Source organism: Flavobacterium sp. RSP15, from assembly GCF_003968755.1.
GTDB lineage: Bacteria > Bacteroidota > Bacteroidia > Flavobacteriales > Flavobacteriaceae > Flavobacterium.
On record NZ_RYDL01000001.1, the window covers coordinates 116,132 to 140,602 of the forward strand.

The following is a 24,471-nucleotide window of genomic DNA, read 5'->3' on the forward strand; positions in this document are numbered from 1 at the left end:
TTTAGAATTTGTTTTTGTTTGTATAAAAGAGTAATTATTTTTTAGTAATATCCTCCAGAACGGCTCTATCAGCATAATTAATGACTTTCAAAGTAACCTCCTGGTTTTTGATTGTTTTTCCTTCTATGATGTAGAGTTTTCCTTTTTTAAGGTCAATATTACTTTGGTCAAAATCAACGTCTCCAAATTGCAATGTATTTTTTATATCGGCAGTATCAATCCATTTTTCAGCTAAAATAAGTGAAGCTTTATCGGAATAATAAAAGGGTTTGTTTCTTAAATCATTTAGTACTCTTGCGTTTGGAAAATAATTGCAGCGGGTGTCTTTGCCGCTGAAAACTAACGCAACAAAAAACAACCCTATTACTAAACCTACTAAATAATAGGCAAAACGATGTATAAACTTCATGAATTATATTTTTGGCAAAGGTAGCAGAAAGTTTTCTTAAAAAACAATTAAATTAATGTCGTTATTGGGTAAGTCAAACCAGTCACTAATAGCATTGTTTGTGAGGATTCCGTGGTACATATAGACGCCATTTTTCAGCCCTTTATCGCAACGGATAGCACTCTCAATACCACCATCCTCAGCAATTTTCATTAGGTAAGGCGATATTATATTACTTATGGAAAGCGAAGCGGTTTTAGAATAGCGGGACGGAATATTAGGCACACAATAATGCAAGACATTGTTCTTGATAAACGTTGGTTTTTCATGGGATGTCACTTCAGAAGTCTCAAAACATCCTCCAGTATCAATACTTACATCTACGATTACGGCGCCAATTTTCATGTGTTCTACCATGGTCTCCGTAACTATCACGGGACAACGATCTTTTCCTCGCATGGCACCAATGGCTACATCGCACCGTCTGAGCGCTTTTAGCAAAGCTTTTGGTTGTATGGTGGAAGTAAAGATTCGTTGATTTAAATTATTCTGTAAGCGGCGTAGTTTGGTGATAGAATTATCAAAAACTTTGACATTGGCTCCTAATCCTATAGCGGTTTTGGCAGCAAATTCCCCTACTGTTCCTGCGCCCAGAATGACCACATCAGTAGGAGGGACGCCGGTAATATTACCGAATAATAGTCCTTTTCCAAATTCATTGGTAATCATCAATTCGGCAGCAATTAGAATAGAAGCCGTTCCAGCTATCTCGCTCAGGGATTTAACTGCAGGATAGGTTCCGTCTTCGTCTTTGATGTATTCAAAAGCTAATGCGGTAATTTTTTTTTTGGTTAAAGCCTCAAAATAGTTTTTTTTACGCGTTTTTAATTGGATGGCTGACAGTAGAATGGTTTGCGAATTCATCATTTCAATTTCGGCAAGTGTGGCAGGTTCCACTTTCAAAATCATAGGACAACTGAATACTTTTTTGGTGTCATTTGTGATTTCGGCACCGGCATCACTATATTCTTTATCGGTATAACTCGAACTCAATCCCGCACCCGCTTCAATCATTACGCGATGTCCGTGATACGTAATTGAAGTAACAGCATCTGGTGTAAGACAAATCCGGCGTTCCTGATAACTCGTTTCCTTGGGAATACCAATAAAAAGTTCACTTTTTTGTCTTGCAATTTCCAGTTTTTCCTCCTGAGGTAAAAGCTGTTGTTTTGTGAATGGTGTTATAGTTATTGACATTGATGTTGTTAAATTAAGGGTACAATTTACGTAAAAAGTTTTATAAACGATACGAATTCAATCTTGATAAATTCGTTTATAAGACAACTAAATCTCAGTGAATGATTCTTTCCATTTTTATATCGGCTCGCTCATAAACGCCATCTTCTAACGGTACTTCTGCGAAACCGAATTTTTCATACAAATGAATAGCCGATAGTAATTTCCTGTTCGAATATAAAATTAGTTTCTCTATTCCTTTTGATTCGGCAACAGCAAAGCAATGCAACATTAATTTTTTGCCAATTCCCAGTCCTTGCGCGTTATCAGTAACAGCCATTTTACTCAGTTCAAAAGTGGCATTATCGATTTTTATTAAGGAAACTGTTCCTACTATGGTATTCTTGTATTTTGCATAAAAAATCATTCCGCCTTTGTCAATTATCTGACCTTGCGGATCTGAAAGTATTTTTTCATCTTTGGGTTCAACCCTAAAATATTTTTGTAACCATTCCAGATTTAATGTTTTTATCGCGTCTTTGAAAGCAGGGCAAAATGGTATTATTTCGACGGTATTGTCTACACTCATATTTACTTTTAACTTAAGGTTAAAGAACGTTTTCCGTCAGGAAGCAGTGAAATAGTTATAACGGAATGTGCTTCCGGAATCAAATTTGGGATCTTTTCAGCCCATTCTATAAAGCACCAATTACCAGAATACAAGTAATCATCAATCCCCATATCCAGCGCTTCGAATTCAGTATTTAATCTATAAAAATCAAAATGATAAACTAACTGATTGTTAGATGCTTCATATTCATTAACCAGAGAAAAGGTTGGACTGCTTGTTGCTCCGGTTACGCCAAGCGTTTTGCACAATTTCTTGATCAAAGTTGTTTTACCAACTCCCATTTCCCCATGAAAAAGAATCACTTTTTTAGGGTTTTTTGTAATGATTTTTTGCGCCACTTCCTCGAGTTCGTCGATAGAAAAAATGATATTCATTCTTGTAAAATTGTTTAAAAATTAAGGTTCATGCAATACATTTAAATCGGATACTGACTAGTTATTTTGGGTTAAAAACCAAAAATGGAATAATCATTTCTTCTAATGAAATACCCCCGTGCTGATACGTATTTTTGTAATAACTCACATAATGATTGTAGTTGTTGACATAGGCCAAAAATAAATCATTTTTTGCAAAAATATACGAACTGCTCATATTTATGGTAGGCAAACCAATATTTTTTGGTTCTTTCACGGCATAAACATCTTTGTGTTCGTATGTCAAACTGCGTCCGGTTTTATACCGCAAGTTCAAACTAGTGTTTTTGTCACCTACCACTTTCGATGGATTTTTTACGTTTATCGTTCCGTGATCCGTGGTCAAAATTAATTTGAAACCCATTTTTTGAGCTTGTTGAATGATTTCTAAAAGTGGAGAATTCTTAAACCAACTCAAGGTCAGCGAGCGATACGCTTTATCATCAGAGGCCAATTCTTTTACGACATCCATCTCTGTTTTGGCGTGGGAAAGCATGTCTACAAAGTTATATACAACAGTTACTAAATCATTATTTTTTAGTGCTTTAAATCCCTCTGATAATTTTTTTCCGCTGGCAAGACTTGTTATTTTAAAATAATCTTCCTTGATATTCAAACCTAATCTTTTTAGTTGCGCCGTCAAAAATTCGGCTTCAAAAAGGTTTTTCCCCCCTTCTTCCGGGTCGTTTTTCCAGTATTTCGGAAACTGTTTTTCCATTTCCAGCGGGGTTAAACCGGAGAAAATAGCGTTTCGCGCATATTGTGTCGCCGTAGGAAGAATAGAATAGTAAGGCACTTCTTTTTCTAGTTTATAGTAATTTCCCACTACACTTTCAAAGGTTTTCCACTGGTCATAGCGCAGATTATCAATTACGACAAACAAAATAGGCTTGTCTTTTTTCTGGAGTTCAGGAAGCACTAATTCTTTGAACAAGGTGTGCGATTGAACCGGTTTATCGGCCTTTGGAGCAAACCAATCCTCATAATTACGCTCTATGAATTTTCCGAACTGGGAATTGGCTTCTGTTTTCTGAGATTCCAAAATTTCAATCATGCTCTGATCGTCTATATTTTCCAATTCCAGTTCCCAAAAAATCAATTTCTTGTACAATTCAATCCAGTCTTCATAGGAATTCACCATCGCCATTTCCATGGTGATTTTTCTAAATTCTTTCTGATAATCCAGCGTTGTTTTTTGAGAAATCAATCGGGAATGATCCAGATTTTTCTTCAAACTCAACAAAATCTGATTTGGATTCACGGGTTTGATCAAATAATCGGCAATTTTTGACCCTATGGCTTCCTCCATAATGTATTCTTCCTCGCTTTTGGTAATCATAATCATGGGAACCGAAGATTTTTTCTCCTTCATTTCTGACAGCGTTTCCAAACCACTCATTCCTGGCATATTTTCATCTAAAAAAACAATATCAAAATTATTTTCTTCGAATATTGTAATAGCATCAAGTCCATTGTTACAGGTCGTAACCTCGTAATTTTTCTTTTCCAGAAATAATATATGTGGCTTCAAAAGGTCGATTTCATCATCTACCCAAAGTATTTTTATTTTATCCATAAGTTGCAGTAACAGGAGTTCGAAAGAACTATATTAAGGTGCCAAATTACATTTTTTTGGAATTTCTATCTGCTAATGTTATTATAATTTTTTAACATATTTACGTTATAATTTTTAAAATTACAATTCACTTTAATTCTGTTTTAAGTAATTTTTTGGAGGTGCCTCATCGTTCGTAAACTACATCCGGGTTGGGCTATACGTTGTACTTTAGATGAAATTCGGGCTATATAGTACATATTTTTGCTATGATTTTTACCTAATCTAATGGCAAATTTATCATTATAAATCAGCACACCACGTACTGCGTTATCTAACAACTCCTTCGTGACAGGCTTTTTTATCCTAGATTCGTTGTAAATAGGTTTGATATCCATAATAAATTGATTAAATTTCGAAATTGATTAGTCAATCGCAGCGGTACATTCGGCTCGTATTGCTAAAAAATTGAAACTGATGGTTATACAATTGAATGTGAAATTCTATTGTACGATATTCCATTCATGTTGTGTATTGCTTATTTTGTTATCTCTTTTATTTTTAAGAGAAAAATATTTTAAAAACAGAATCTAAGCCGTTAAAAAAAAAGAGTAATGAAAGAAGTTACAGATATTTTAAAAGCCTATTCAGCAGCCAAAGCGAGTGGAAAAAAAACAGCATTGGCAACAGTGGTCAAAGTAGAAGGCTCTTCTTACCGTCAGCCGGGCGCACGCATGCTTGTAACAGAAGACGGTATTTTGACCGGTGCTATTAGCGGCGGATGCCTTGAAGGCGATGCCTTGCGAAAAGCACTGCTGGCCATACACCAAAAACAAAATAAGCTAATTACCTACGATACCAGTGATGAAAGCGATTCTGATTTTGGAGTGCAATTAGGATGCAACGGAATTGTCCATATTCTTTTTGAATACATCGATGAAAGTGTAGCATATAATCCGATATACTTGCTGAAACAATCGGCAGCAGAACGCAAAGAAGCTGTGGTTTTGACCTTGTTTTCCTTGGAGCGTAATGCTGTGCAAATAGGAACTGTATTAGTGTACCGAGAAGATCTGGTGATTAGTCAAAGAACTGATTTAAAGGCATTGCATGTAGCTTTCAAGGAAGTACTTTGTAGCAAATTATCGATTATAAAAAAAATACAGCTAGAAGATCATGAATTTGAAGCATTAATCGAATACATCCCACTCCCAGTTTCGCTAGTACTTGCCGGTGCAGGAAATGATGCGCAGCCGTTAGTGAAAATGGCTAGTTTATTAGGTTGGGAAGTACTTGTAGGTGACGGAAGAGCAACGCATTCAACCGCAAAACGTTTTCCAGAAGCCAAGCAAATACTTGTAACCAAGCCACTGAAATTAGTAGAAAACAGCAGCATTGACTCCCGGACTTTCTTTGTACTGATGACGCATAACTACAAATATGATCTGGAAGTTTTAAAATTGCTTTTGGAAACTGATTGTATGTACATCGGAATATTAGGTCCCAAGACAAAACTGAACCGCATGTTCGATGATTTGAGCGCCGAAGGAATCGTGGTAACTAAAGCACAGCTGGATCGAATCTATGGTCCGATAGGCCTTGATATTGGTGCGGAAACATCAGAAGAAATAGCGCTTTCTGTTGTAGCAGAAATAAAAGCAGTGATGGAAGGAAAAACGACGAACTCGCTCAAACACAAAAAAAATAAAATACACCCTGCTACGAATGGGATTAAAAATACTTGATTATGATAAAAGACACATTCGGACGCGTTCACGACTATCTCAGGATTTCACTGACTGATAATTGCAACCTACGCTGTTTTTATTGCATGCCAGAAGAAAATTATGCCTTTGCACCAGCCTCTAAATTAATGCAGGTTGAAGAGATCGAAACCATCGCCAAATTATTCGTGGCCAATGGCGTAAAAAAAATTCGCCTGACCGGAGGCGAACCTTTGGTACGCAAAGACGCTCCACGGATTATAGAATCTTTAGGAAAATTAGGGGTTGAACTCGCTATTACTACCAATGGCGTGCGGATAAATGAAATGCTAGACGAACTTTTAGCGGCAAATATTAAGGCGATAAATATCAGCTTAGATACTTTGCAAGCCGATAAATTTTTGAAAATTACCCGAAGAGATTTGTATCATCGTGTCAGAAGTAATATCGAATTGCTGTTGCAGCACGGGATTCGTGTGAAAATAAATGTGGTTGTGATGAAAGGCCTCAACGAGAACGAAATTCTGGATTTTATAGCACTGACCCAACACAATACAATCGAAGTACGGTTTATCGAATTCATGCCTTTCAGCGGTAATAACTGGACGAGTAACCAAGTTTTTACCCTGCAAGAGATTTTGTTGAAAGTCGCTTCAAAATATGATGTCCTTCCGGTGCAGCCCGAACCCAACGATACCTCAAAAAAATATATGATTCCGGGTCATGTGGGTTCCTTTGCTGTAATTAGTACAATGAGTTCTCCTTTTTGTGAAACTTGCAACCGCATGCGACTGACGGCTGATGGAAAATTAAAAAATTGCTTATTCTCTAAAGAGGAAACCGATTTGCTCGGCGCTTTACGTGCCGGTCAAGAAATTTTGCCTTTGATAAAAGACACTATTATGGCTAAGGCCAAAGCTTTAGGAGGGCAATTTAGTGGTGTTTTTGAAGATATAGATGCCAGTAAACTTAAAAATAGAAGTATGATTACAATAGGCGGCTGATGGAAAATAAAACAGGAATAGTACTATTGGCAGCGGGGGGGTCCTCGCGCTTGGGTCGGCCCAAACAGTTACTTGAATTTAATGGTAAAACCTTACTTTTTCATACTGTAGAACAAATACTCGAAGTAAGCACTAAAGCGATTGTTATAATGGGGTCAAAGAACACCGCTATTGAAAAAGAAGTTGATTCGGTTTTAATTTGCCGAAATCCTGATTGGCAAAAAGGCATGGGGTCTTCGATAAGCAAAGGCTTGGAGGAGTTGCTGCTTGTTAATTTAGACATTGAGCACTGCATTTTGGCCGTTTGTGACCAGCCTCATATTGATGCTGCTGTTTTCCGCAGTTTAATTGAAAAGCATAAAAAAACCGGAAAAGGTATTATCGCCTCTAGTTATGCCAATACGATGGGAACTCCCGTTTTGTTCAGCAGAAAATACTTTACTGAGCTAATGCAGCTTTCTGGTAATGCCGGAGCCCGAAAAATGATTGAAAAATACAAAAAAGATGTGGACAGCATTCCCTTTGAAAAAGGGGCTGTTGATATCGACACTATAGAAGATTACGAACAACTGATCCATCCCAAATGATTTCTGTAAAAGAAGCAAAACAACTAATTATGGGCGCAGCTTTGACAAAAAAAAGTGAGCTCGTCGCACTCCAATATGCTCATGGACAAGTGACCGCAAGAGACATTCGAGCCATGATAGACATTCCAAATTTTCATCAATCTTCCATGGATGGTTATGCTATCAAATATGAAGATAAGGACAGTCTTCTTACCATTATAGGAGAAATGGCGGCTGGTACGAGTAGACAACTGGTACTTAATAAAGGTGAGGCTACGAGAATATTTACCGGCGCTCCTTTGCCGGAGGGAGCTGATACCGTAGTAATGCAAGAACGGATATGCCTTGAAAACGGAAAACTACTAGTTGAAGACCAGACACTTTTCAAAGGAGCAAATGTAAGACTAAAAGGAGCAGAGGTTGAAAGCGGAGTCATTGCCATGGCGGCTGAAACTTATCTTTCCTCGGCAGCAGTAGGCTTTCTAGCCGGAATAGGCTGTGCGGAAGTTTGGGTATATTCACCTCCAAAAGTGGCTATTATCCTTACCGGAAATGAATTGCAAGAACCAGGTAGGCCTTTAGATTTTGGTCAGGTTTATGAAGCCAATTCCGTTCAGTTAAAAGCAGTTTTAAATAAAATTGGCGTCAAAGATATTACAGTACAAACTGCTGAAGATCAGATTGAAGTATTACAGGACGTTTTGCAAAAAGCGCTTGACACTCATGATATTGTTCTTTTGAACGGTGGCGTTAGTGTGGGCGATTATGATTTTGTGCCTCTTGTGGCGCAGCGGTGTGGTGTCGAGCAACAATTTCACAAAATCAAGCAGAAGCCCGGGAAGCCTTTGTTTTTTGGAACAAAAAAAGACAAATTGATTTTTGGACTTCCTGGAAATCCTTCGTCTTCGCTGACTTGTTTTTACGAGTATGTGTTACCAGCACTTGAAAATCGTATGGGCTTGACTAATAGCTTGACGGAAATTACCGCTAGGGTTACACATGATTATCCTAAAGCTTCGGGATTAACACATTTTCTAAAGGCCTCGTATAGCAATGGAACAGTAACTCCCTTGCATGCACAAGAATCTTTCCGTTTGCACTCTTTTGCTCAGGCGAATTGCTTTATTGTTTTGCCGGAAGAATCAAAAGGTTGCCTAGCCGGAGAAGAAGTTGCCGTTCATCTCCTGCCTGGATAATACTTGTTTCAAAAAAAACAATATTTTTACTATTTATCCCTAACTCATTAAATGAATGTCTATAGAAGTATTTTACATAATTCTTTTTTTTGTTGCTTTCTTATATGCTTCGGTCGGTCATGGTGGTGCCAGTGGCTATCTGGCGCTAATGGCACTTTATGGTATTGCTCCTGAAGAAATGAAACCGACTGCTTTAGTGCTCAATCTTTTTGTTTCCGTAACTTCTTTTGCACACTATTATCGTGGAGGATTTTTCTCAAAGAAAATGTTTATTCCAATTGCAGCAGCGTCTATTCCCATGGCCTTTATTGGCGGAATGATTACCGTTGAAGAAACGGTTTACAAGCGAATTTTGGGAGTGTTATTGCTTTTTCCTATTCTTCGTTTTTTCTTTTTCAAAAATGTAGAAGATTGTCAATTGAGGCCCCGTACTGTTTCCGTAGCAATTATTAGTGGAGGAATCGTGGGCTTGCTGTCGGGAATGATTGGTATTGGAGGAGGTATTTTGCTTTCACCCCTTTTATTACTGTTGCAATGGACCAATCAAAAACAGACTGCGGCCATAAGTGCGGCATTCATATTTGTGAATTCTCTAGCGGGGCTAGGTGGTATGCTCACACGAGGTATTACATTCACGGGAGATATGGCTCTGTTTGTTGGTGTAGCTTTGGTCGGAGGATTTTTGGGTGCTTATTTAGGTTCTAAGAAATTTAATGCTACTATTCTGAAATATGTACTGGCTGTAGTTTTACTGTTGGCTTCCTATAAATTAGTGTTTTCAAAAGCTTAGTTATGTGTAAATTAGGAGTAATTATATTCTTAATAGGTTTAAGTATAGATAAAGGATTTTTAAAATTAATTTTGCTTAAATTTAGACATTAGTATTAATGATGATTTATGGCTCATAAATGTTTGATAATTCAGAATCACAACGCATAATTAAAAAAATATTCAGAACGTTTAGCGGAATTTTGCATTAAGATGTTTTGGATAAAGATAGATTTATTGTAATTTCCCCAAACGCCCGTATTTGAAAAAATCATAAAAAATCAGACTTAGCAAATATTATCTACATATGAAAATTAAAATTATAGCATTTGGTTCGATTACAGCGATTATGGGAAAAGAAATTTGCCTGCACGCTACTGACATCGTGTCTATGAAAGAAGCTTTAGAGCAACTTTTTCCAGAATTGTCGGATCGTAAATATGCGGTAGCAGTCAACATGAAATTAGTAGGAACAAATGTTTTATTTGGTCAAAATGATACGGTAGCACTTATGCCACCTTATTCAGGAGGATAATATGGAAAATTATAACTCCCGATATTCCCGCCATTATTCACTTCAAGATTTTGGAACTAAAGGACAGCAAAAACTGGAGAAAGCCAAGGTGCTTGTGATAGGAGCGGGTGGTTTGGGATGTCCAGTCTTGCAGTATCTTGTTGCCTCTGGGATTGGTACCATTGGCATTGTAGATCATGATATCATATCCTTAAGCAACCTACAACGACAGGTTTTATACACGACGGATGACATTGGTAAAGACAAAGCCACAGTTGCATGCAAAAGACTACTAAGCCTCAATCCTGAAATTAGTATTACGGGCTATGCCATTGCACTTAGTTCTAAAAATGCAATAAAACTCATCCGTGCCTATGATATTATAGTGGATTGCACTGATAATTTTGCATCCCGCTATTTGATAAACGATGCCTGTGTCTTGTTAGAGAAGCCTTTGGTTTTTGGTGCTATTTATCAATATGAAGGGCAAGTGGCTGTTTTTAATATTGAAGATGAAAATAAGAACAAGACGAACTACCGCCATTTGTTTCCTAAACCTCCAAAACCGGATGAAGTTCAAAATTGCAATGAAGCGGGTGTTTTAGGCGTTTTACCCGGGATCATCGGGTTGATGCAGGCTGGGGAAGTGATTAAATTACTTACAGGAATAGGGGAGGTATTGGTTAATAGACTTCTTACATTCAGTTTGCTTAATTATGAACTGTATGTCATTGAAATTAATATGGAAGTTTCCGTTTCTGATTTGATACCTCAAGATCAAAGTGGCTTTGAAGCGACAGATTATAATTGGCTTTGTGGATTTTCAATTTCTGAAATTGAAACCCTTTCTGCTATTGATTTTTTAGACCAAGTTTCCAACAATGATACTATTGTAATCGATGTCCGGGAAAAGGACGAGCTTCCTAAAGCTGATTTCAAATATTGTGCTCTTCCCTTATCCGGGCTGAGTGAAAAAATTCCAGAAATTAGTGAACGTACGATTCTATTATTCTGCCAAAGTGGAAAGCGAAGCTTGATAGCAGGGGCACTTTTATTAGAAAAATTTGGAACGACCAAAAAAATAAGCCACTTAAAAGACGGCATCAATGCATTAAAAGAACTTAAATAATGATCAAAAAAATCAAAAATATTTTCATTGAAGGAGCTATTCCTCCATTATTTATAGCAGATAGCATTGCAAAACATGCGACTAAAAAAGATATTGGAGCGCACAGTATTTTCCTGGGTCAGATTCGGGAAGATGTTGTTGATGGCAAAACAGTGAAAGCTATTGAATATAGTGCTTATGAAGCGATGGCGTTAGAAAAAATGCAGGAAATCAGGGAAGAGCTATTTTCTAAATATGAGTTGAGCTGTATGCATGTGCATCACAGTCTTGGAGTGGTCAATGCGGGTGAAATATGCCTGTTTGTTTTCACTTCTTCTAAGCACAGAAACATTGCCATGGAAGCCTGTAATGAAATTGTAGAACGCGTAAAAGCAGAACTTCAGATTTGGGGAAAAGAAATTTTTAATGACCGATCCCATCAGTGGAAAATAAATAGCTAAATATGATTTTCGTACTTTGATTAAATCCGATTTAGAACATACTATTTTATGACTTTAATAGCCGTGTTAATTCGGAAACGGTAGCAATTGTCAATTCAATTTCTGCTAAAGTGGTAAATTTTCCTAAGCTAAATCGGATCGAAGATAAGGCATTTTCATCTGTAAGACCCAATGCTTTCAAGACATGTGAAGGTTCTGATGTAACAGCCGAACAGGCCGAACCATTAGAAACGGAAATATTTTGCAAAGCAAGAATAAGATTTTCAGAATTCACGCCTGGAAAGCAAATATTGGTCGTATTGTAAAGACGATTTGTTTGCGAACCATTGACAAAAGATGCGGGTATTTTCAATAGTTCCCTTTCAAGTAAGTCTCGCATTATTGTTATCCTATCTCTGTCCTTTTCCATTTCTAAGCTTGCAATTTCGCAGGCTTTGCCAAGTCCGATGATTCCCGGAACATTTAAAGTACCACTTCGTTTGCTGTTTTGCTGACCACCTCCAGTGATTTGACTCGTTAATTTTGCTTTTATTTTTTTGGAAACAAATAATGCACCGATGCCTTTTGGTCCATAAAATTTATGTGCAGAAAGAGACAGAAGGTCAATGCCTAAATCAACGACATTAATTGGAATTTTTCCTATAGCCTGAGTGGCATCGCACAGGAAATAGGCTTCTTTAGATTTAGCAATTTCCCCGATTTTTTTAATATCCTGGAGTGTCCCCGTTTCGTTATTTGCCATCATGACAATTACTAGTGCAGTTTCTTCGGTCACGGCTGCTGTAAGAAGGTCTAGGTCTAAAATACCATCCTTATTGACGCCCAAATAGCTGACTTTGTATCCGATGGTTTCTAGGTGAAGGCAAGTATCTAAAACGGCTTCGTGCTCTGTAATTACAGTAACAATATGTTTGCGTTTTTCGTTTGCAAGTCCCTTGATTGCAAGATTTATTGCTTCTGTTGCACCTGAGGTAAAAATAATATCGTTTGGTTTTGCTTGAATTAGTTCCGCTGTTTGCCATCTGGCCTGTTCGACTGCTTCTTTCACCGTTAATCCAGCCAGGTGGCTACTGTTTGCATTGGCATAAAAATTAGTGAAATAGGGAAGCATGGCATCAAGCACCCGATCGTCAATACGCGTTGTTGCATTATTATCTAAATAGATTTTTTCTTGGATAAGTGACATTTAAACTAGTGTTGTAAAGTAGGTTTTATGCTTATTTAGTTCTTTTGTGAGTTTTTAAGAATCTGCTTTTGCGGAGCATAGGAATTAAAAAAGAGCTTGTAATTGCCATCACCTTCAAAGGTAGAAAATTTAACCAGAATCATTTTGAAGTTTTAACGATTCTGGCTAAAAAAAAAGGGCATTATACTGTTGCCAGACTAAACGGTAATTTTCGTATTCTTTTGCCTGTCAGGTCAAAAATGGCATTTGTCAACGCTGGTGCAAAAGGAGGAAGACCGGGTTCTCCAACTCCGCCTGCATCTTCTTCATTGTCTATAATATACACTTCTATTTGTGGAATATCCGTAATACGAGGCATTGGGTAATCATAAAAATTATTTTGTTCTACTATACCATCCTTAAATGTTATTTCATGTATTGTTGCCGCACCCAGACCCATGACGATGGAACCTTCAACCTGCGCGCGAATAATATCCGGATTTACATACCAGCCACAATCTATGACGGCCCAAACATTATCTATTTTTACACCTCCAGAGGCATTTTTTGAAACTTTTACAATGTGTCCTACCGTTGATTTGAAACATTCAGTGATGGCTACACCATAGCCTTCATTTTTACTTCTTTTTTTCCAGCCGGAGACTTCTTCCATTTTGTCAATTAGTTTTTGGCATCTCTCATCCTGTAGATGAGCTCTTCTAAAATCCAGCGGATCCGCGCCAGCTTCTGCAGCCATTTCATCCATAAAACTTTCAAACGCAAATCCGTTTGTAGAAGCATACACTGAACGCCACCACATTGTTGGTAGTGGTGTTTCAAAGGGAACATCTGAAATGCTTAAATTTTTGATACTCGCATAATAGGGTTCAAGGAATCCTTCGCTGGTACTATCATTAGGAACGTCTTTCTTTCCTCCACTCCAGTGGTCGTTATTTTGGCCTGCCATTCTAAATTTAAGCGCTTCAATTTTCCCGCCTTTTACTGCACCTTCACAACGATAAGAGATTCCTGGTCGGTAAGGGCCCTGCTTAAGGTCATCCTCTCGTGTCCAAACTACCTGAACCGGAGCTCCAATTTCTTTTGAAATCAATACCGCTTCATGAGGATAATCGGTAAAGGCTTTTCTTCCAAAACCACCACCGAGGAAAGTCATATTTACAATTACCTTTTCTTTTGCAATTCCCATTTGGGTGCTTATAAAATCCTGAACCCATCCAGGTGCTTGAATCGGACCCCAAATTTCTACAGTATCTCCTTGGAAATTGGCAATACAATTCAGCGGTTCCATACAGCTATGGGATTGGTATGGGGTCTGGTAGATTACATCCAGTTTCTTATTTGATTTTTCTATGATTGCAGTAGGATCACCTTGAGATTTAAGAGGCAATCCTTCCTTCGTTTTTATAAATTCTTCCTGGCGTTTGAATATTTCGGGACTGTTTACATGTTCAAATCCAGTATCATCCCATTCAACTATTAAAGCCTTTTTTCCCTGCATCGCTGCCCAAGTCGAATCAGCCACAACGGCGACTCCTTCCCGAATGGTATTGTGCACCACCATTTTTACCACAAAAATCTGTTTTACCCCAGGAATTTTTTTTGCCACGGAATCATCAAAACTTTTTACTGTTCCACGAAGTCTTGGATTTCGTTCTACGGCTGCATAGAGCATGCCTGGAATCTTTTTATCGAGGCCAAAAATAGCAGTCCCATTTGTTTTCATGGGCGTATCCAAACGGTGTAATGGCTGGCGGATAAGCTTATATTCGGATATTTTTTTGAGTTTAGGATTTTTAGGAGCTTCTAATTTTGAAGCTTGGGTTGCCAGTTCACCATAGTGTTTATTTTTGCCAGAAGGCCTGTGAATAACATGTCCTGCTTCGGCATAGCAATCGTCAACGGATACATTCCATTGGAGTGCAGCTGCGGCAATCAGCATTTCACGTGCCGTGGCGCTCAATTTTAGTAATTTTTTGTACGCGGATCTTATGGTTGAGCTACCACCAGTAATCTGGTTTCCGTATTTTTTTTCATTTCCTTGGGCAAATACTACGTCTATATCTTTTAAATTTACTTCTAGTTCTTCGGCTATAATTTGCGGAATGGAATGATAGGCACCCTGACCCATTTCGGCACGGTGACTCACTATGGTTACTTTTCCGGAGGTATTGATGAGTATCCAGGCGCACATTTCAATATCAGCTGCTGTTAAATCGGATGGTTTTATTAAAGTTGGAACTGTATCGCCGGGTAAATAAAACCCCATACAAAGAGCAGCCCCACCCAAACCAGTAAGTTTGAGAAAGCTTCGTCTTGTATTTACTAAATTGTTTTTTGAATCCATCATACTTTAGAAATTATTTATTTTACAATACTCTGGTTTAGAAATTATTTGGCGGGAGCATATGCACCGTTATTTAGCCATGTCAGCCATTCTTTTTTAAACTCTGCATGGGTCAGTGGCGGTAGGCTGCGGCCTTCGCCCGGATTCCATCCTGCAAGAACAAAAGCATCATCAGCATGTTTTTTGAGTTTATTAATATCCATATGTCCGTTTTTAGATGGATCCATTAATTGTTTTGCCAGCTGGTGTGCTGTTCTGCCTTCAAAAACCATTTTCATATCAGCAGGTGGCAAGTGCCAGTCTGAATTTCCTGGTGGTGTATGTAATCCAGGTGTATTTTGAGTTTGGTGGCAATTCGTACATTTCATGGCATATAATCCTCTTCCGTCACTACCGCGTTTAGGAGCCATGACATGTAAATGACTGTCTTCTCCTTGCAACGGAACGTCACCAATAGGGTGGCAGTTCACGCAGCGGGGGCTCATTAAAACTTTATAAACCTTTTGGAATGCTTTTACAGAGGCAATGCTGTCCTTGATGATTACAGTAGGATTAATATTTATATATTCACTTTCATCCTCGGGTTTTAATGTCCAGCCTAATGCAACTGCACTAACGAGCAAAAAAAAGAGAATAGCAGCCGTTTTATTTTTTTGGAATGAAGCCATAATAAATAGATTATGTTAAGAGAGGAATATCCTCCAAGAATTTGATTTAGTATATTGAAGTATCTTTTATCTTTTATCTTTTTCTTGTAATTGTGCGGCTAAATGAATGGCTTTTCTTACACGAGGATAGGTTCCGCATCGACAAATATTTCCTGACATCGCGTCATCAATATCCTTATCAGTCGGTTTTGGATTTTCTCTCAATAACACTGCAGCTGACATGATTTGGCCGGAATGGCAGTATCCGCATTGGGGTACATCCATTTCATTCCATGCCAGTTGCGCTGGATGGTCATTATGTAAAGACAAGCCTTCAATTGTGGTTATTTTTTTTCCTTCGGCCCTGCTGACTTTTGTTACGCAGGATCGAACTGCTTCTCCATCAAGATGCAACACGCATGCTCCGCACTGTGCAACACCACAACCAAATTTTGTTCCAGTCAGACCCAGTGTGTCCCTTACTACCCATAGTAGAGGCATGTCCGGACTTACATCAACTTGATAGGTTTTATTATTTACGTTTAATGTTATCATAAGTACTTGAAATTAGATTAAAGATCAATAGACAGTTTCATGAAAATAGGTAAAAAAATATCTAATGTCTAAACTTACTAAAAAAAATAAAGGGTTTCTAATATTAACACTAAATTTAACGAAAATTAAATACAGTATTATTATTATTAACTCGCTTTTACTATTGTAAAAACAGGTTTTATACCTGATAATGAGCTAATAAGTGTATTTTTTAGTTTTATGTTATGGTTTTGTTAATCCAAATTATGATTTAAAGGTGCAGTGCTAATTTATTGCTTGTATAATTAGTTACTTTTACCCAACAACAGATATTTATAAAACTTTGAAAGGGCGTATTTAAATACTAAATTCTATAAAATTTTAAAACAAATTGAACAATGAAGTTTACAACAATCACACTTGGTACTAACAAAATTGAAGTTTTTAATTCTTTCATCGGAAAAGAAACTATCGTATTGAACGGAAACGTAGTTTCGGAAAAAAATTCGATAACCGGAGCTACACATCATTTTAAAATGATTGAAAATGAGCAAGAAGTAGCCTGTAAATTTATTTTTGGGTACGGTGCTAATGGAGTGGTGATGAGTTTATACAAAGACAACAAACCAGTAATTGAGTCCCAAAGAAGTATGTTCTTTGGATTCGTATTAATTACGCTTCTTACTTTTGGGTTTGTATTTTTTTATACTTTACTCTTTCACTGAGAAAGTCCACTACTTAAATATTGGAATCCGAATTAAAAGACAAAACCACTGCTTATACAATAAACAGTGGTTCTGGAACTAACAGAAATCAATTCTAATTAGTCAAGTAAATCTTTATTGCCACCCCCCACCAAGGGCTCTGTACAATTGAATTATGGCTTTGTATTGTTGGAATTTATTGTCTATCAAGCTTAATTCTGCATTCAAAGCATTGTCTTTTACAGTTAAAACTTCTAAATAATTCGCTAGTCCGTATGTCAATAATTCATCTGAATAATCAGTGGCTTTATTCAACGCAGCTACTTGTTTTTCCCTCACGGTGAGTTTGTAGGTTTCATTGTTGTATTGTGCCAATGCATCCGAAACTTCTTTTCCGGCGGTCAACAAAGACTGCTCAAACTGAAGATAGGCTTTTTCCTGATTTGCTTTTGCAATTTCAAATCTGGTTTTAATCTGTCTTTGATTAAAAATAGGTTGTGTCAAACCTGTAATTACATTAGCAAAAAGGGAATTAGCGCTAAACCATTCTTTCAAATCAATACTCTGAAGTCCACCTGTTGCGGTAAGTTTTAACGTTGGATAAAAATTACTTTTAGCTACATTGGTTTGCTCAAAACTTGAAATAAAGTTGTATTCTGCTGCAATCACGTCAGGTCTGTTTCTTAGTAACGTAGCAGGTACACCAAGTGTAATGGTTGGTTGTAAGGATTGTGTTTCAAAAGTGCTTCTTTCAATTTTGGCAGAAGCTTCACCCATAAGAATGCTCATCGTGTTTTCAAGAATGATACTATTATTCTTTAAATCAGCAAGGATAATTTCGGTAGCATATTTTTGCGCTTCGGTTTGCTTCACACCAACTTCGGTAACATTTCCTGCCGCTTTTAATGCTACAATTGTTTCAATACTTTGATTTCTGTTAATCAAGGTTCGTTCTGCTAATTTTATTTGTGCGTCAACAGAAAGCAATTGATAATAAGTTGCGGCAAGGGTAGCAATTAATTGTGTTTTGACCACTTGATTCGCTGCTGTAGTTTGAAGATAGGCCGCATTTGCTGCGCGCTTGTTGCTTCGTATTTTTCCCCAAATGTCTGCTTCCCAAGAGAGATTTCCTGTAAACTGGTATTGATCCACATTAGTTGCACCACCACCACGGCTTATTAAGTTACCTAATTGACTGTTTTTAGAAAGCTCTTGATGCGTCCAGTCGGCACCTACAGAAAGGGAGGGAAAATACCCGGCTTTTCCCTGTCGCATGGCAGCCTCGGCAGCTTGGATATTTTGCATTGCAATTCTGATATCCAAGTTATTGTTTAACCCTTTTTTGATATACCCTTGCAAAAGAGGATCGGTAAAAACGATGTCCCAAGCAACATTAGCAAGTGAAGTACTATCATTTGAAACAACTTCAGTTCTGTAAAGATTCTCGGTTTTTAATTCTGGCCTATCGTATTTTTTAGCAACAAAGCACGACTGCATTACGGTAGCGGTTATAACAACTACTGCTATTTTAATTAACTTATTCTTCATTTTCTTTATTTAAAAGTGCGATATCAGTTTCCTGATTTGTTATCGGAAGTGGTTTTGTAGAAATTTTTTCTTGTAAGGTTTGGAAAACGATAAACAATACCGGTATTACAAAAATCCCAAAAATGGTTCCTATTAACATACCGCCAATTGCTCCAGTTCCAATAGCATTATTCCCAACAGCTCCAGCTCCTTTAGCTAACATTAAAGGCAATAATCCGAAAATAAATGCAAATGATGTCATCAATATAGGACGTAAACGAGCAACTGCACCATGAATAGCCGCTTGGGTGATACTCATTCCTTTTTTTCTGGAATCTACGGAAAACTCGACGATTAAAATGGCGTTCTTAGCGAGTAATCCAATAAGCATAATAAGTGTTATTTGTAGGTAAATATTATCACTAACATTGAAAAAATAAGCAAATAAGTATGCTCCTGCTAAACCAATTGGTAACGAAATTAGTACCGCAAAAGGCAACATATAACTCTCATATTGAGCGGCTAACAAGAAATATACAAAAACCAAACACAATAGGAAAATATACAATGTTTGACCGCCAGCACTTATTTCCTCACGAGTCATTCCTGAAAACTCATAACCATAACCAATCGGTAAGGTTTGACTTGCCACTTCTTCAACTGCTTTAATGGCATCACCTGAGCTGAAACTTTCATTTGGAGCCCCTGTGACTTTTACAGAAGTGAATAAATTGAAACGCTCTATCGCTTGAGGGCCAAATACTTTTACTAAAGTCACAAATTGTGAAATAGGAGCCATCTGACCAGTATTATTTCTTACCAATACTTGATTTAACGATTCGGGATTACTTCTAAATTCGGGTTCAGATTGGTAAACCACCCGAAATTGTTTTCCAAATTTGTTGAAATTAGAAGCATAAACGCCACCATAATATCCTTGCATCGTGCCTAAAACATCCGTGACAGTTAACCCTGATTTCTTTATGGTAGCAACATTCAAATCAATTCGGTATTGCGGATAATTTGGAGAAAACGAGGTAGTTGCATATTTGATTTCGGGACGACTATTTAAGGCTACTAAAAATTTACTTTTTACTTTATCCAATTCCTCAATTGTTCCTCCTTTTTGATCTTGTAATTGAAATTCAAAACCATTGCTATACCCAAAACCAACAAGTGTAGGACGAGCAAAATAGAGGACTTTTGCATCTTTAACAGAAGCCGTACGCTTAAACAATTCAGCTATTACTGCATTTATTTCCTGATTCGCATCTTTACGTTCAGCCCAAGTTTTTAATTTTACAATTACCATTCCGTAATTACTACCTGTACCACTTATTAAACTACGACCTGAAATACGAAGTACTTCTTTTATTTCAGGAATATCTTTTACTTTATTTTCAATTTGCAATAATACATCCTCGGTTCTTTCTAATGAAGTGCCGGGCGGAAGAGAAACGTCTGAAAGAATTGCTCCTGTATCCTCACCCGGAACAAAGGCCTTTGGCGTAATATTTAATAATAAGATAAAAATCCCTGCAAAAATGGCAATTCCTAAAAAAGCCAACCATTTACGTTTTATAAAAAACTCAACAGATCTTTTATACTTAGCGGTTGTTGTTTCAAACCCAACATTGAATGCCGTATAAAAGCGTTCTGCAAAACCTTTTTTCTTTGAGTTTTTATCGTGTTCTTTTAAGAAAATGGCACACAAAGCAGGAGAAAGTGTTAGGGCATTAATAGCTGATAATACAATTGCAACAGCCAAAGTTATTCCAAACTGCTTGTAGAAAACGCCAGCTGAACCACTAATAAAAGAAACAGGAATAAATACCGCTGACATAACAAGTGTAATAGAAATAATTGCACTACTAATATCTTGCATGGCACTATGAGCTGCTTTTTTGGGATCATGTTCCCCAGCTTCCATTTTGGCATGGACGGCCTCAACTACTACAATAGCATCATCGACCACAATTCCCACGGCCAATACTAAGGCAAAAAGAGTTAATAAATTAATGGTAAAGCCAAATAAACTTAGGAAAAAGAAAGTACCGACAATTGCAACAGGTACGGATATTGCTGGTATAAGGGTAGATCTCCAGTCTTGTAAGAAGATAAAAACCACAATAAAAACCAATAAAAAGGCTTCAATCAAAGTATAGATCACTTTAGTGATAGATTCTTCTAAGAAGTCATTTGCATTAATTAAGGTGGCATATTTTACCCCTTTCGGGAAATTTACTTCCGCTTCATTTAACACTTTTAAGGAACCTTCAATTACTTCTTGTGCATTAGATCCTGCAGTTTGTGCAATAGCAATTGCAATAGATTTGTTTCCATTTGTGTACGCATTACTGGCGTAATTTACAGCCCCCAATTCAATTTTTGCAACATCCCCTAATTTAAGGATTTCTCCGTTTTGGGTTGAACGGATAATAATTTCTTCGAACTCTTTTACATCTTGCAGACGCCCTTTGTATTTTAATGTATATTGAAAAGATTGGTTACTACTTTCACCTAACTGACCGGGAGCGGCTTCAATATTCTGCTCAGCCAATAAAGCTGTAATATCCGAAGGAACAAGTCCATAAGCTCCCATTACATCTGGCTTGAGCCAAATACGCATCGAGTAGTCTTTTTGTCCAAAAATCATTGCTTCTCCAACTCCTGCAACACGTTTTATTTTTGGTAAAATATTGATGTTAGCATAATTTTGAAGGAAAGTATCATCATAATCCGGGTTGTCGCTGTATAAAGATAAAATCAAAATATTGTCGCTTTGTCTCTTTGAAGTTGTTACACCGGCTCTTGTAACTTCTTGAGGCAACAAAGGTGTAGCACGTGAAACACGATTTTGCACATTCACAGCTGCTAAATCTGGATTTGTACCTAATTTAAAGTAAATATTAATAGCTGCTGAACCGTCATTATTTGATGTAGAAGTCATGTAAGTCATGTCTTCAACACCGTTGATTTGTTCTTCTAATGGAATTACTACCGAGCTCATTACAACTTCGGCACTGGCGCCTTGATAGTTTGCTGCTACGGTTACCGTAGGTGGCGCTATTTCTGGATACTGTGAAACAGGGAGTGAGATTAACCCTAAAACTCCTAAAATTACGATGATAATAGAGATCACCGTTGACAATACCGGTCTGTCAATGAATTTTGAAAACATATTTTGTTATTTATTCAATAATTAGTTTCTGAATTATTTTTTTGTTGGATTGATGATAGTTTTAAAATCAATAATTTCAGCCTTAATGAGGGTTCCTTCAGTTACTATCCCCACTCCTTCAACAAGTATCTTATCGTTTACATTTAATCCGCTATCCACTACAAAAAATTGACCTCCAGGAATTGCGCGAACTTCAATTGGGATTGCTTGCACTTTGTTGTTTTTATCCACAACAAGTACAATGCGTTTGTCTTGTAATTCTAATGTTGCATTTTGAGGAATGACAATAACATCTACTAAATGTGTAGGGATTTGTATCGTCCCACTTTCTCCAGAACGCAACAATTTGTTTCCGTTTGTAAAACGTGCTCGTACATTAAACGATCCTGTTTGTGTGTTGGCTTGTCCGCTAAAGGTTTCAATTTTACCCTTTTGTTCATATTGCATCCCATTGCTTAAAATTAAATTTACCGCTTCCATTTTGTTTATTTTTTCTTGAAATGACTTTCCTGGAGTATTCATCATGATATCCAATTGTTCTTTTTCATTTACTGAAAAATAAGCATAAATCGTGCTCACATCCGAAATTCGGGTTAAAGGTTCAACAGTTTGGCTGCTTACATAACTTCCAAGTCTTAAAGGTAAAGTTCCTACAATTCCGTTAACAGGACTTTTTATAGTAGCATAATTAATTCTGGCAACGATACTTTGATACGTACTTTTAGCACTAGCTAAATTTGCTTTAGCCGTTTCTAATTGCACATCACTGATGATGTCACGCTCTACCAAAGGGATTAAACGATTTACCTCCACTTGAGCAGCCGCAACTTTTGCTTTTGCAGCACCAGCTTCCTGGGTTGCTGTTTGAGTCTCTAATTTAAAAAGCAATTGCCCTTTTTTAACTTCTTGTCCTTCTTGCACATATATTTTTTGAATATATCCATCTACTTTTGCACGAATATCTATATCGGTAACGCCTTCTAAACTCGCAGGATATTCAGCTAATAAAGTTGTATTAGAGGTTGCTATCTCAACCACTTTGTATGACATAACAGAAGGAGCCGTTTGAGCCGTTTCTTTTTTACAAGAAAGCAAGCTTATTGATAATAAAATTACACTTATAAAATATTTTTTTTTCATCTGGGACTATTTACTAAAATTGATTAATTATTATTTTACTGTTATTATTTTCTATTTCTTTGAATTTATGAATGGTTTTAATCAATAATTCTTCGACTTCTATTACATGTTTTTTGTATGCTTTTGTATTTTCCAGATTGCACTGCTCTTCAGGACATGAAATGTTTTTTTCACGGTACGACTGCAATTTTTCGATTATTTGTTTTTCAAAATTAAGTATTTTTAGATAATTAGTCAGTCTTTCGCTAAATGGACTGGATTTGAAATATTTTTTCCGATCACCAGTCAACGTATAATAATTTATTTTGTCCATTTTTAGCAGTAGATTCAAGTTTGTAGAAATCGAACTTTTACTGGCGCCCAGTTTTTCAACTATTTCTTCAAAGGTTAATCCTTTTTTGCAGCCATCAATTATTAATAGTCCCAGAATTCTGGAGCCAAGCGGAGATAAATTATACAGTAACTCAAAATGAATTCCGAACATTTCAATAAGTTCTTCTCTTTCTTTAGTGATATTGTTCATAATTTTTTTTGCAAAAGTACTATTTAGTTCGGCATTTACCGAACTAAGCGAACTTAAATCTATGTTAATTTATTTAACAAATTGTAGTTAATGAAGTTACTGCTTCTACAATAAAAATCTAAAGTTTATTCCTTATTTAGTTATAATTAGATTAAAAGTTAGTTGCTGAAAAAAAAATGCTTAATATTGAAAAGCGAACATTTATCCGTATTTTATTAAACCAAATGAATTTTACTATGAAATCTAAAAACTTCAAGAACTCTTTATTAATGATTTCTTTATTCTCTGCAACAGCAGTTATGGCGCAACACAACTATGTAAATACTCCGCCAGAGGTTTCCCCAATGTCAATGAAACCAGAAATGACTGAAATTTGGGAACCAGAAGTAAAAGGTATTACCCCGGCTAAAACCATTGGAAATGCGCCTTCGGATGCGATTATTTTATTTGACGGTAAAAATTTAGCGCAATGGGTGAGCCAGAAAGATATAAATAAGCCAGCCGGATGGAAAATTGTTGATCAAGATTATATGGAAGTTGTTCCAGGTACCGGAGCCATTCAAACTAAAATGGTTTTTGGGGATTGTCAGCTGCACCTGGAATGGAGCGCGCCGGATGTTGTTTTAGATGGGGGACAGGCAAGAGGAAACAGTGGTGTATTTTTCCAAAACAGATATGAATTACAAATATTGGATTCCTATAATAATAGAACCTATAGCAATGGCCAGGCCGGAAGTATTTATAAAGATCATCCACCTTTAGTAAACGCCGTGAAAACACCATTAGAATGGAATGCTTATGATGTAATATATACGGCACCTCGCTTCAAAGCAGATGGTAAAATTGATGCTCCGGCAAGAATTACCGTGTTTTTGAATGGTGTTTTAGTCCAAAATAATACTACAATAAACGGGTTGACACTTTACATCGGTTTGCATAATTATCCCTCGGCTCATGGAGAGGATGTTATTTCGCTTCAGGATCATGATTCTAAAAATCAATTCCGAAATATTTGGATCAGAAAACTATAAAATTAAATACCAACGGAGTGCTAAAACGCTCCGTTTTTTTTAGCGCTACAGCACAATTAGCATTGTTATGTTTTTGAAATCTAAATTACT

At 36.9% G+C, this 24,471-nt stretch carries 23 protein-coding genes; 10 read left to right on the top strand and 13 right to left on the bottom strand.

Annotated elements, in window-relative coordinates; translation table 11 throughout:
* Positions 1–34: 34 nt before the first annotated feature.
* From EKM00_RS00500 to EKM00_RS00520, 5 genes are all read right to left on the bottom strand, one after another.
* Positions 35–409, bottom strand: coding sequence for a DUF4258 domain-containing protein (locus tag EKM00_RS00500; protein WP_126514866.1), 375 nt, complete (start codon positions 407–409; stop codon positions 35–37).
* A gap of 36 nt (positions 410–445) precedes the next feature.
* Positions 446–1,645 (bottom strand): alanine dehydrogenase, encoded by a 1,200-nt coding sequence (locus tag EKM00_RS00505; protein WP_199734567.1) that lies wholly within the window; start codon positions 1,643–1,645, stop codon positions 446–448.
* Between the two features lie 94 nt (positions 1,646–1,739).
* A complete protein-coding gene (locus EKM00_RS00510) occupies positions 1,740–2,213 on the bottom strand; it encodes a GNAT family N-acetyltransferase (protein ID WP_126514867.1) in 474 nt (157 codons plus the stop codon).
* A gap of 8 nt (positions 2,214–2,221) precedes the next feature.
* Positions 2,222–2,629, bottom strand: coding sequence for a tRNA (adenosine(37)-N6)-threonylcarbamoyltransferase complex ATPase subunit type 1 TsaE (gene tsaE, locus EKM00_RS00515; RefSeq protein ID WP_126514868.1), 408 nt, complete (start codon positions 2,627–2,629; stop codon positions 2,222–2,224).
* A 61-nt stretch (positions 2,630–2,690) separates the two neighbouring features.
* Positions 2,691–4,244, bottom strand: coding sequence for a PglZ domain-containing protein (locus tag EKM00_RS00520; RefSeq protein WP_126514869.1), 1,554 nt, complete (start codon positions 4,242–4,244; stop codon positions 2,691–2,693).
* Between the two features lie 593 nt (positions 4,245–4,837).
* Here EKM00_RS00520 and EKM00_RS00525 point away from each other — a divergent pair.
* From EKM00_RS00525 to EKM00_RS00560, 8 genes are all read left to right on the top strand, one after another.
* Positions 4,838–5,968, top strand: coding sequence for an XdhC family protein (locus tag EKM00_RS00525; protein ID WP_126514870.1), 1,131 nt, complete (start codon positions 4,838–4,840; stop codon positions 5,966–5,968).
* 2 nt (positions 5,969–5,970) lie between these two features.
* Positions 5,971–6,951, top strand: a complete 981-nt coding sequence (gene moaA / locus EKM00_RS00530) for a GTP 3',8-cyclase MoaA (protein WP_126514871.1) — start codon at positions 5,971–5,973, stop codon at positions 6,949–6,951.
* Positions 6,951–7,538: a nucleotidyltransferase family protein gene (locus EKM00_RS00535; RefSeq protein WP_126514872.1), complete on the top strand. Its 588-nt coding sequence runs from the start codon at positions 6,951–6,953 to the stop codon at positions 7,536–7,538. Before moaA ends, EKM00_RS00535 begins: the two co-directional genes overlap by 1 nt.
* Complete coding sequence (locus EKM00_RS00540; protein ID WP_126514873.1) at positions 7,535–8,713, top strand: molybdopterin molybdotransferase MoeA; 1,179 nt, start codon at positions 7,535–7,537, stop codon at positions 8,711–8,713. The genes EKM00_RS00535 and EKM00_RS00540 overlap by 4 nt, the downstream gene beginning before the upstream one ends.
* Positions 8,714–8,768: 55 nt before the next feature.
* Positions 8,769–9,503 carry a sulfite exporter TauE/SafE family protein gene (locus tag EKM00_RS00545; RefSeq protein ID WP_126514874.1) on the top strand — a complete coding sequence of 245 codons (735 nt, stop codon included), beginning with the start codon at positions 8,769–8,771 and terminating at the stop codon, positions 9,501–9,503.
* 285 nt (positions 9,504–9,788) lie between these two features.
* The gene (locus EKM00_RS00550; protein ID WP_126514875.1) at positions 9,789–10,016 is read left to right on the top strand and encodes a MoaD/ThiS family protein; all 228 of its coding nucleotides are present in this window, start codon (positions 9,789–9,791) and stop codon (positions 10,014–10,016) included.
* 1 nt (position 10,017) lies between these two features.
* A complete protein-coding gene (locus tag EKM00_RS00555; protein ID WP_126514876.1) occupies positions 10,018–11,124 on the top strand; it encodes a HesA/MoeB/ThiF family protein in 1,107 nt (368 codons plus the stop codon).
* Complete coding sequence (locus EKM00_RS00560) at positions 11,124–11,564, top strand: molybdenum cofactor biosynthesis protein MoaE (protein WP_126514877.1); 441 nt, start codon at positions 11,124–11,126, stop codon at positions 11,562–11,564. The genes EKM00_RS00555 and EKM00_RS00560 overlap by 1 nt, the downstream gene beginning before the upstream one ends.
* A 46-nt stretch (positions 11,565–11,610) precedes the next feature.
* On the opposite strand, the gene EKM00_RS00565 is transcribed toward EKM00_RS00560, so the two are convergent.
* The 4 genes from EKM00_RS00565 to EKM00_RS00580 form a co-directional block, all read right to left on the bottom strand.
* Positions 11,611–12,750, bottom strand: coding sequence for a cysteine desulfurase family protein (locus EKM00_RS00565; RefSeq protein ID WP_126514878.1), 1,140 nt, complete (start codon positions 12,748–12,750; stop codon positions 11,611–11,613).
* Positions 12,751–12,931: 181 nt separating this feature from the next.
* Complete coding sequence (locus tag EKM00_RS00570) at positions 12,932–15,097, bottom strand: xanthine dehydrogenase family protein molybdopterin-binding subunit (protein WP_199734569.1); 2,166 nt, start codon at positions 15,095–15,097, stop codon at positions 12,932–12,934.
* Positions 15,098–15,138: 41 nt separating this feature from the next.
* Positions 15,139–15,717, bottom strand: a complete 579-nt coding sequence (locus EKM00_RS00575; RefSeq protein ID WP_199734571.1) for a hypothetical protein — start codon at positions 15,715–15,717, stop codon at positions 15,139–15,141.
* Between the two features lie 111 nt (positions 15,718–15,828).
* Positions 15,829–16,296, bottom strand: coding sequence for a (2Fe-2S)-binding protein (locus EKM00_RS00580; protein WP_126459461.1), 468 nt, complete (start codon positions 16,294–16,296; stop codon positions 15,829–15,831).
* A 377-nt stretch (positions 16,297–16,673) separates the two neighbouring features.
* Between EKM00_RS00580 and EKM00_RS00585 the strand changes: the two genes are divergently transcribed.
* Positions 16,674–17,000: a hypothetical protein gene (locus EKM00_RS00585; protein ID WP_126514879.1), complete on the top strand. Its 327-nt coding sequence runs from the start codon at positions 16,674–16,676 to the stop codon at positions 16,998–17,000.
* A gap of 114 nt (positions 17,001–17,114) precedes the next feature.
* Here EKM00_RS00585 and EKM00_RS00590 read toward each other — a convergent pair whose 3' ends face one another.
* The 4 genes from EKM00_RS00590 to EKM00_RS00605 are packed head-to-tail and all read right to left on the bottom strand — an operon-like array spanning position 17,115 to position 23,350.
* Positions 17,115–18,527, bottom strand: a complete 1,413-nt coding sequence (locus tag EKM00_RS00590) for an efflux transporter outer membrane subunit (RefSeq protein WP_126514880.1) — start codon at positions 18,525–18,527, stop codon at positions 17,115–17,117.
* Entirely contained in the window at positions 18,517–21,687 is a 3,171-nt protein-coding gene (locus tag EKM00_RS00595; protein ID WP_126451543.1) for an efflux RND transporter permease subunit, read from the bottom strand. The genes EKM00_RS00590 and EKM00_RS00595 overlap by 11 nt, the downstream gene beginning before the upstream one ends.
* A gap of 33 nt (positions 21,688–21,720) precedes the next feature.
* Positions 21,721–22,827 (bottom strand): efflux RND transporter periplasmic adaptor subunit, encoded by a 1,107-nt coding sequence (locus EKM00_RS00600; protein ID WP_126514881.1) that lies wholly within the window; start codon positions 22,825–22,827, stop codon positions 21,721–21,723.
* Positions 22,828–22,840: 13 nt separating this feature from the next.
* Positions 22,841–23,350, bottom strand: a complete 510-nt coding sequence (locus EKM00_RS00605; protein ID WP_126514882.1) for a GbsR/MarR family transcriptional regulator — start codon at positions 23,348–23,350, stop codon at positions 22,841–22,843.
* 236 nt (positions 23,351–23,586) lie between these two features.
* On the opposite strand from EKM00_RS00605, the gene EKM00_RS00610 reads away from it, so the two are divergent.
* On the top strand, positions 23,587–24,381 hold the full coding sequence (locus EKM00_RS00610) for a 3-keto-disaccharide hydrolase (RefSeq protein WP_233592217.1): 795 nt from the start codon (positions 23,587–23,589) through the stop codon (positions 24,379–24,381).
* The last annotated feature ends 90 nt before the right edge of the window (positions 24,382–24,471 follow it).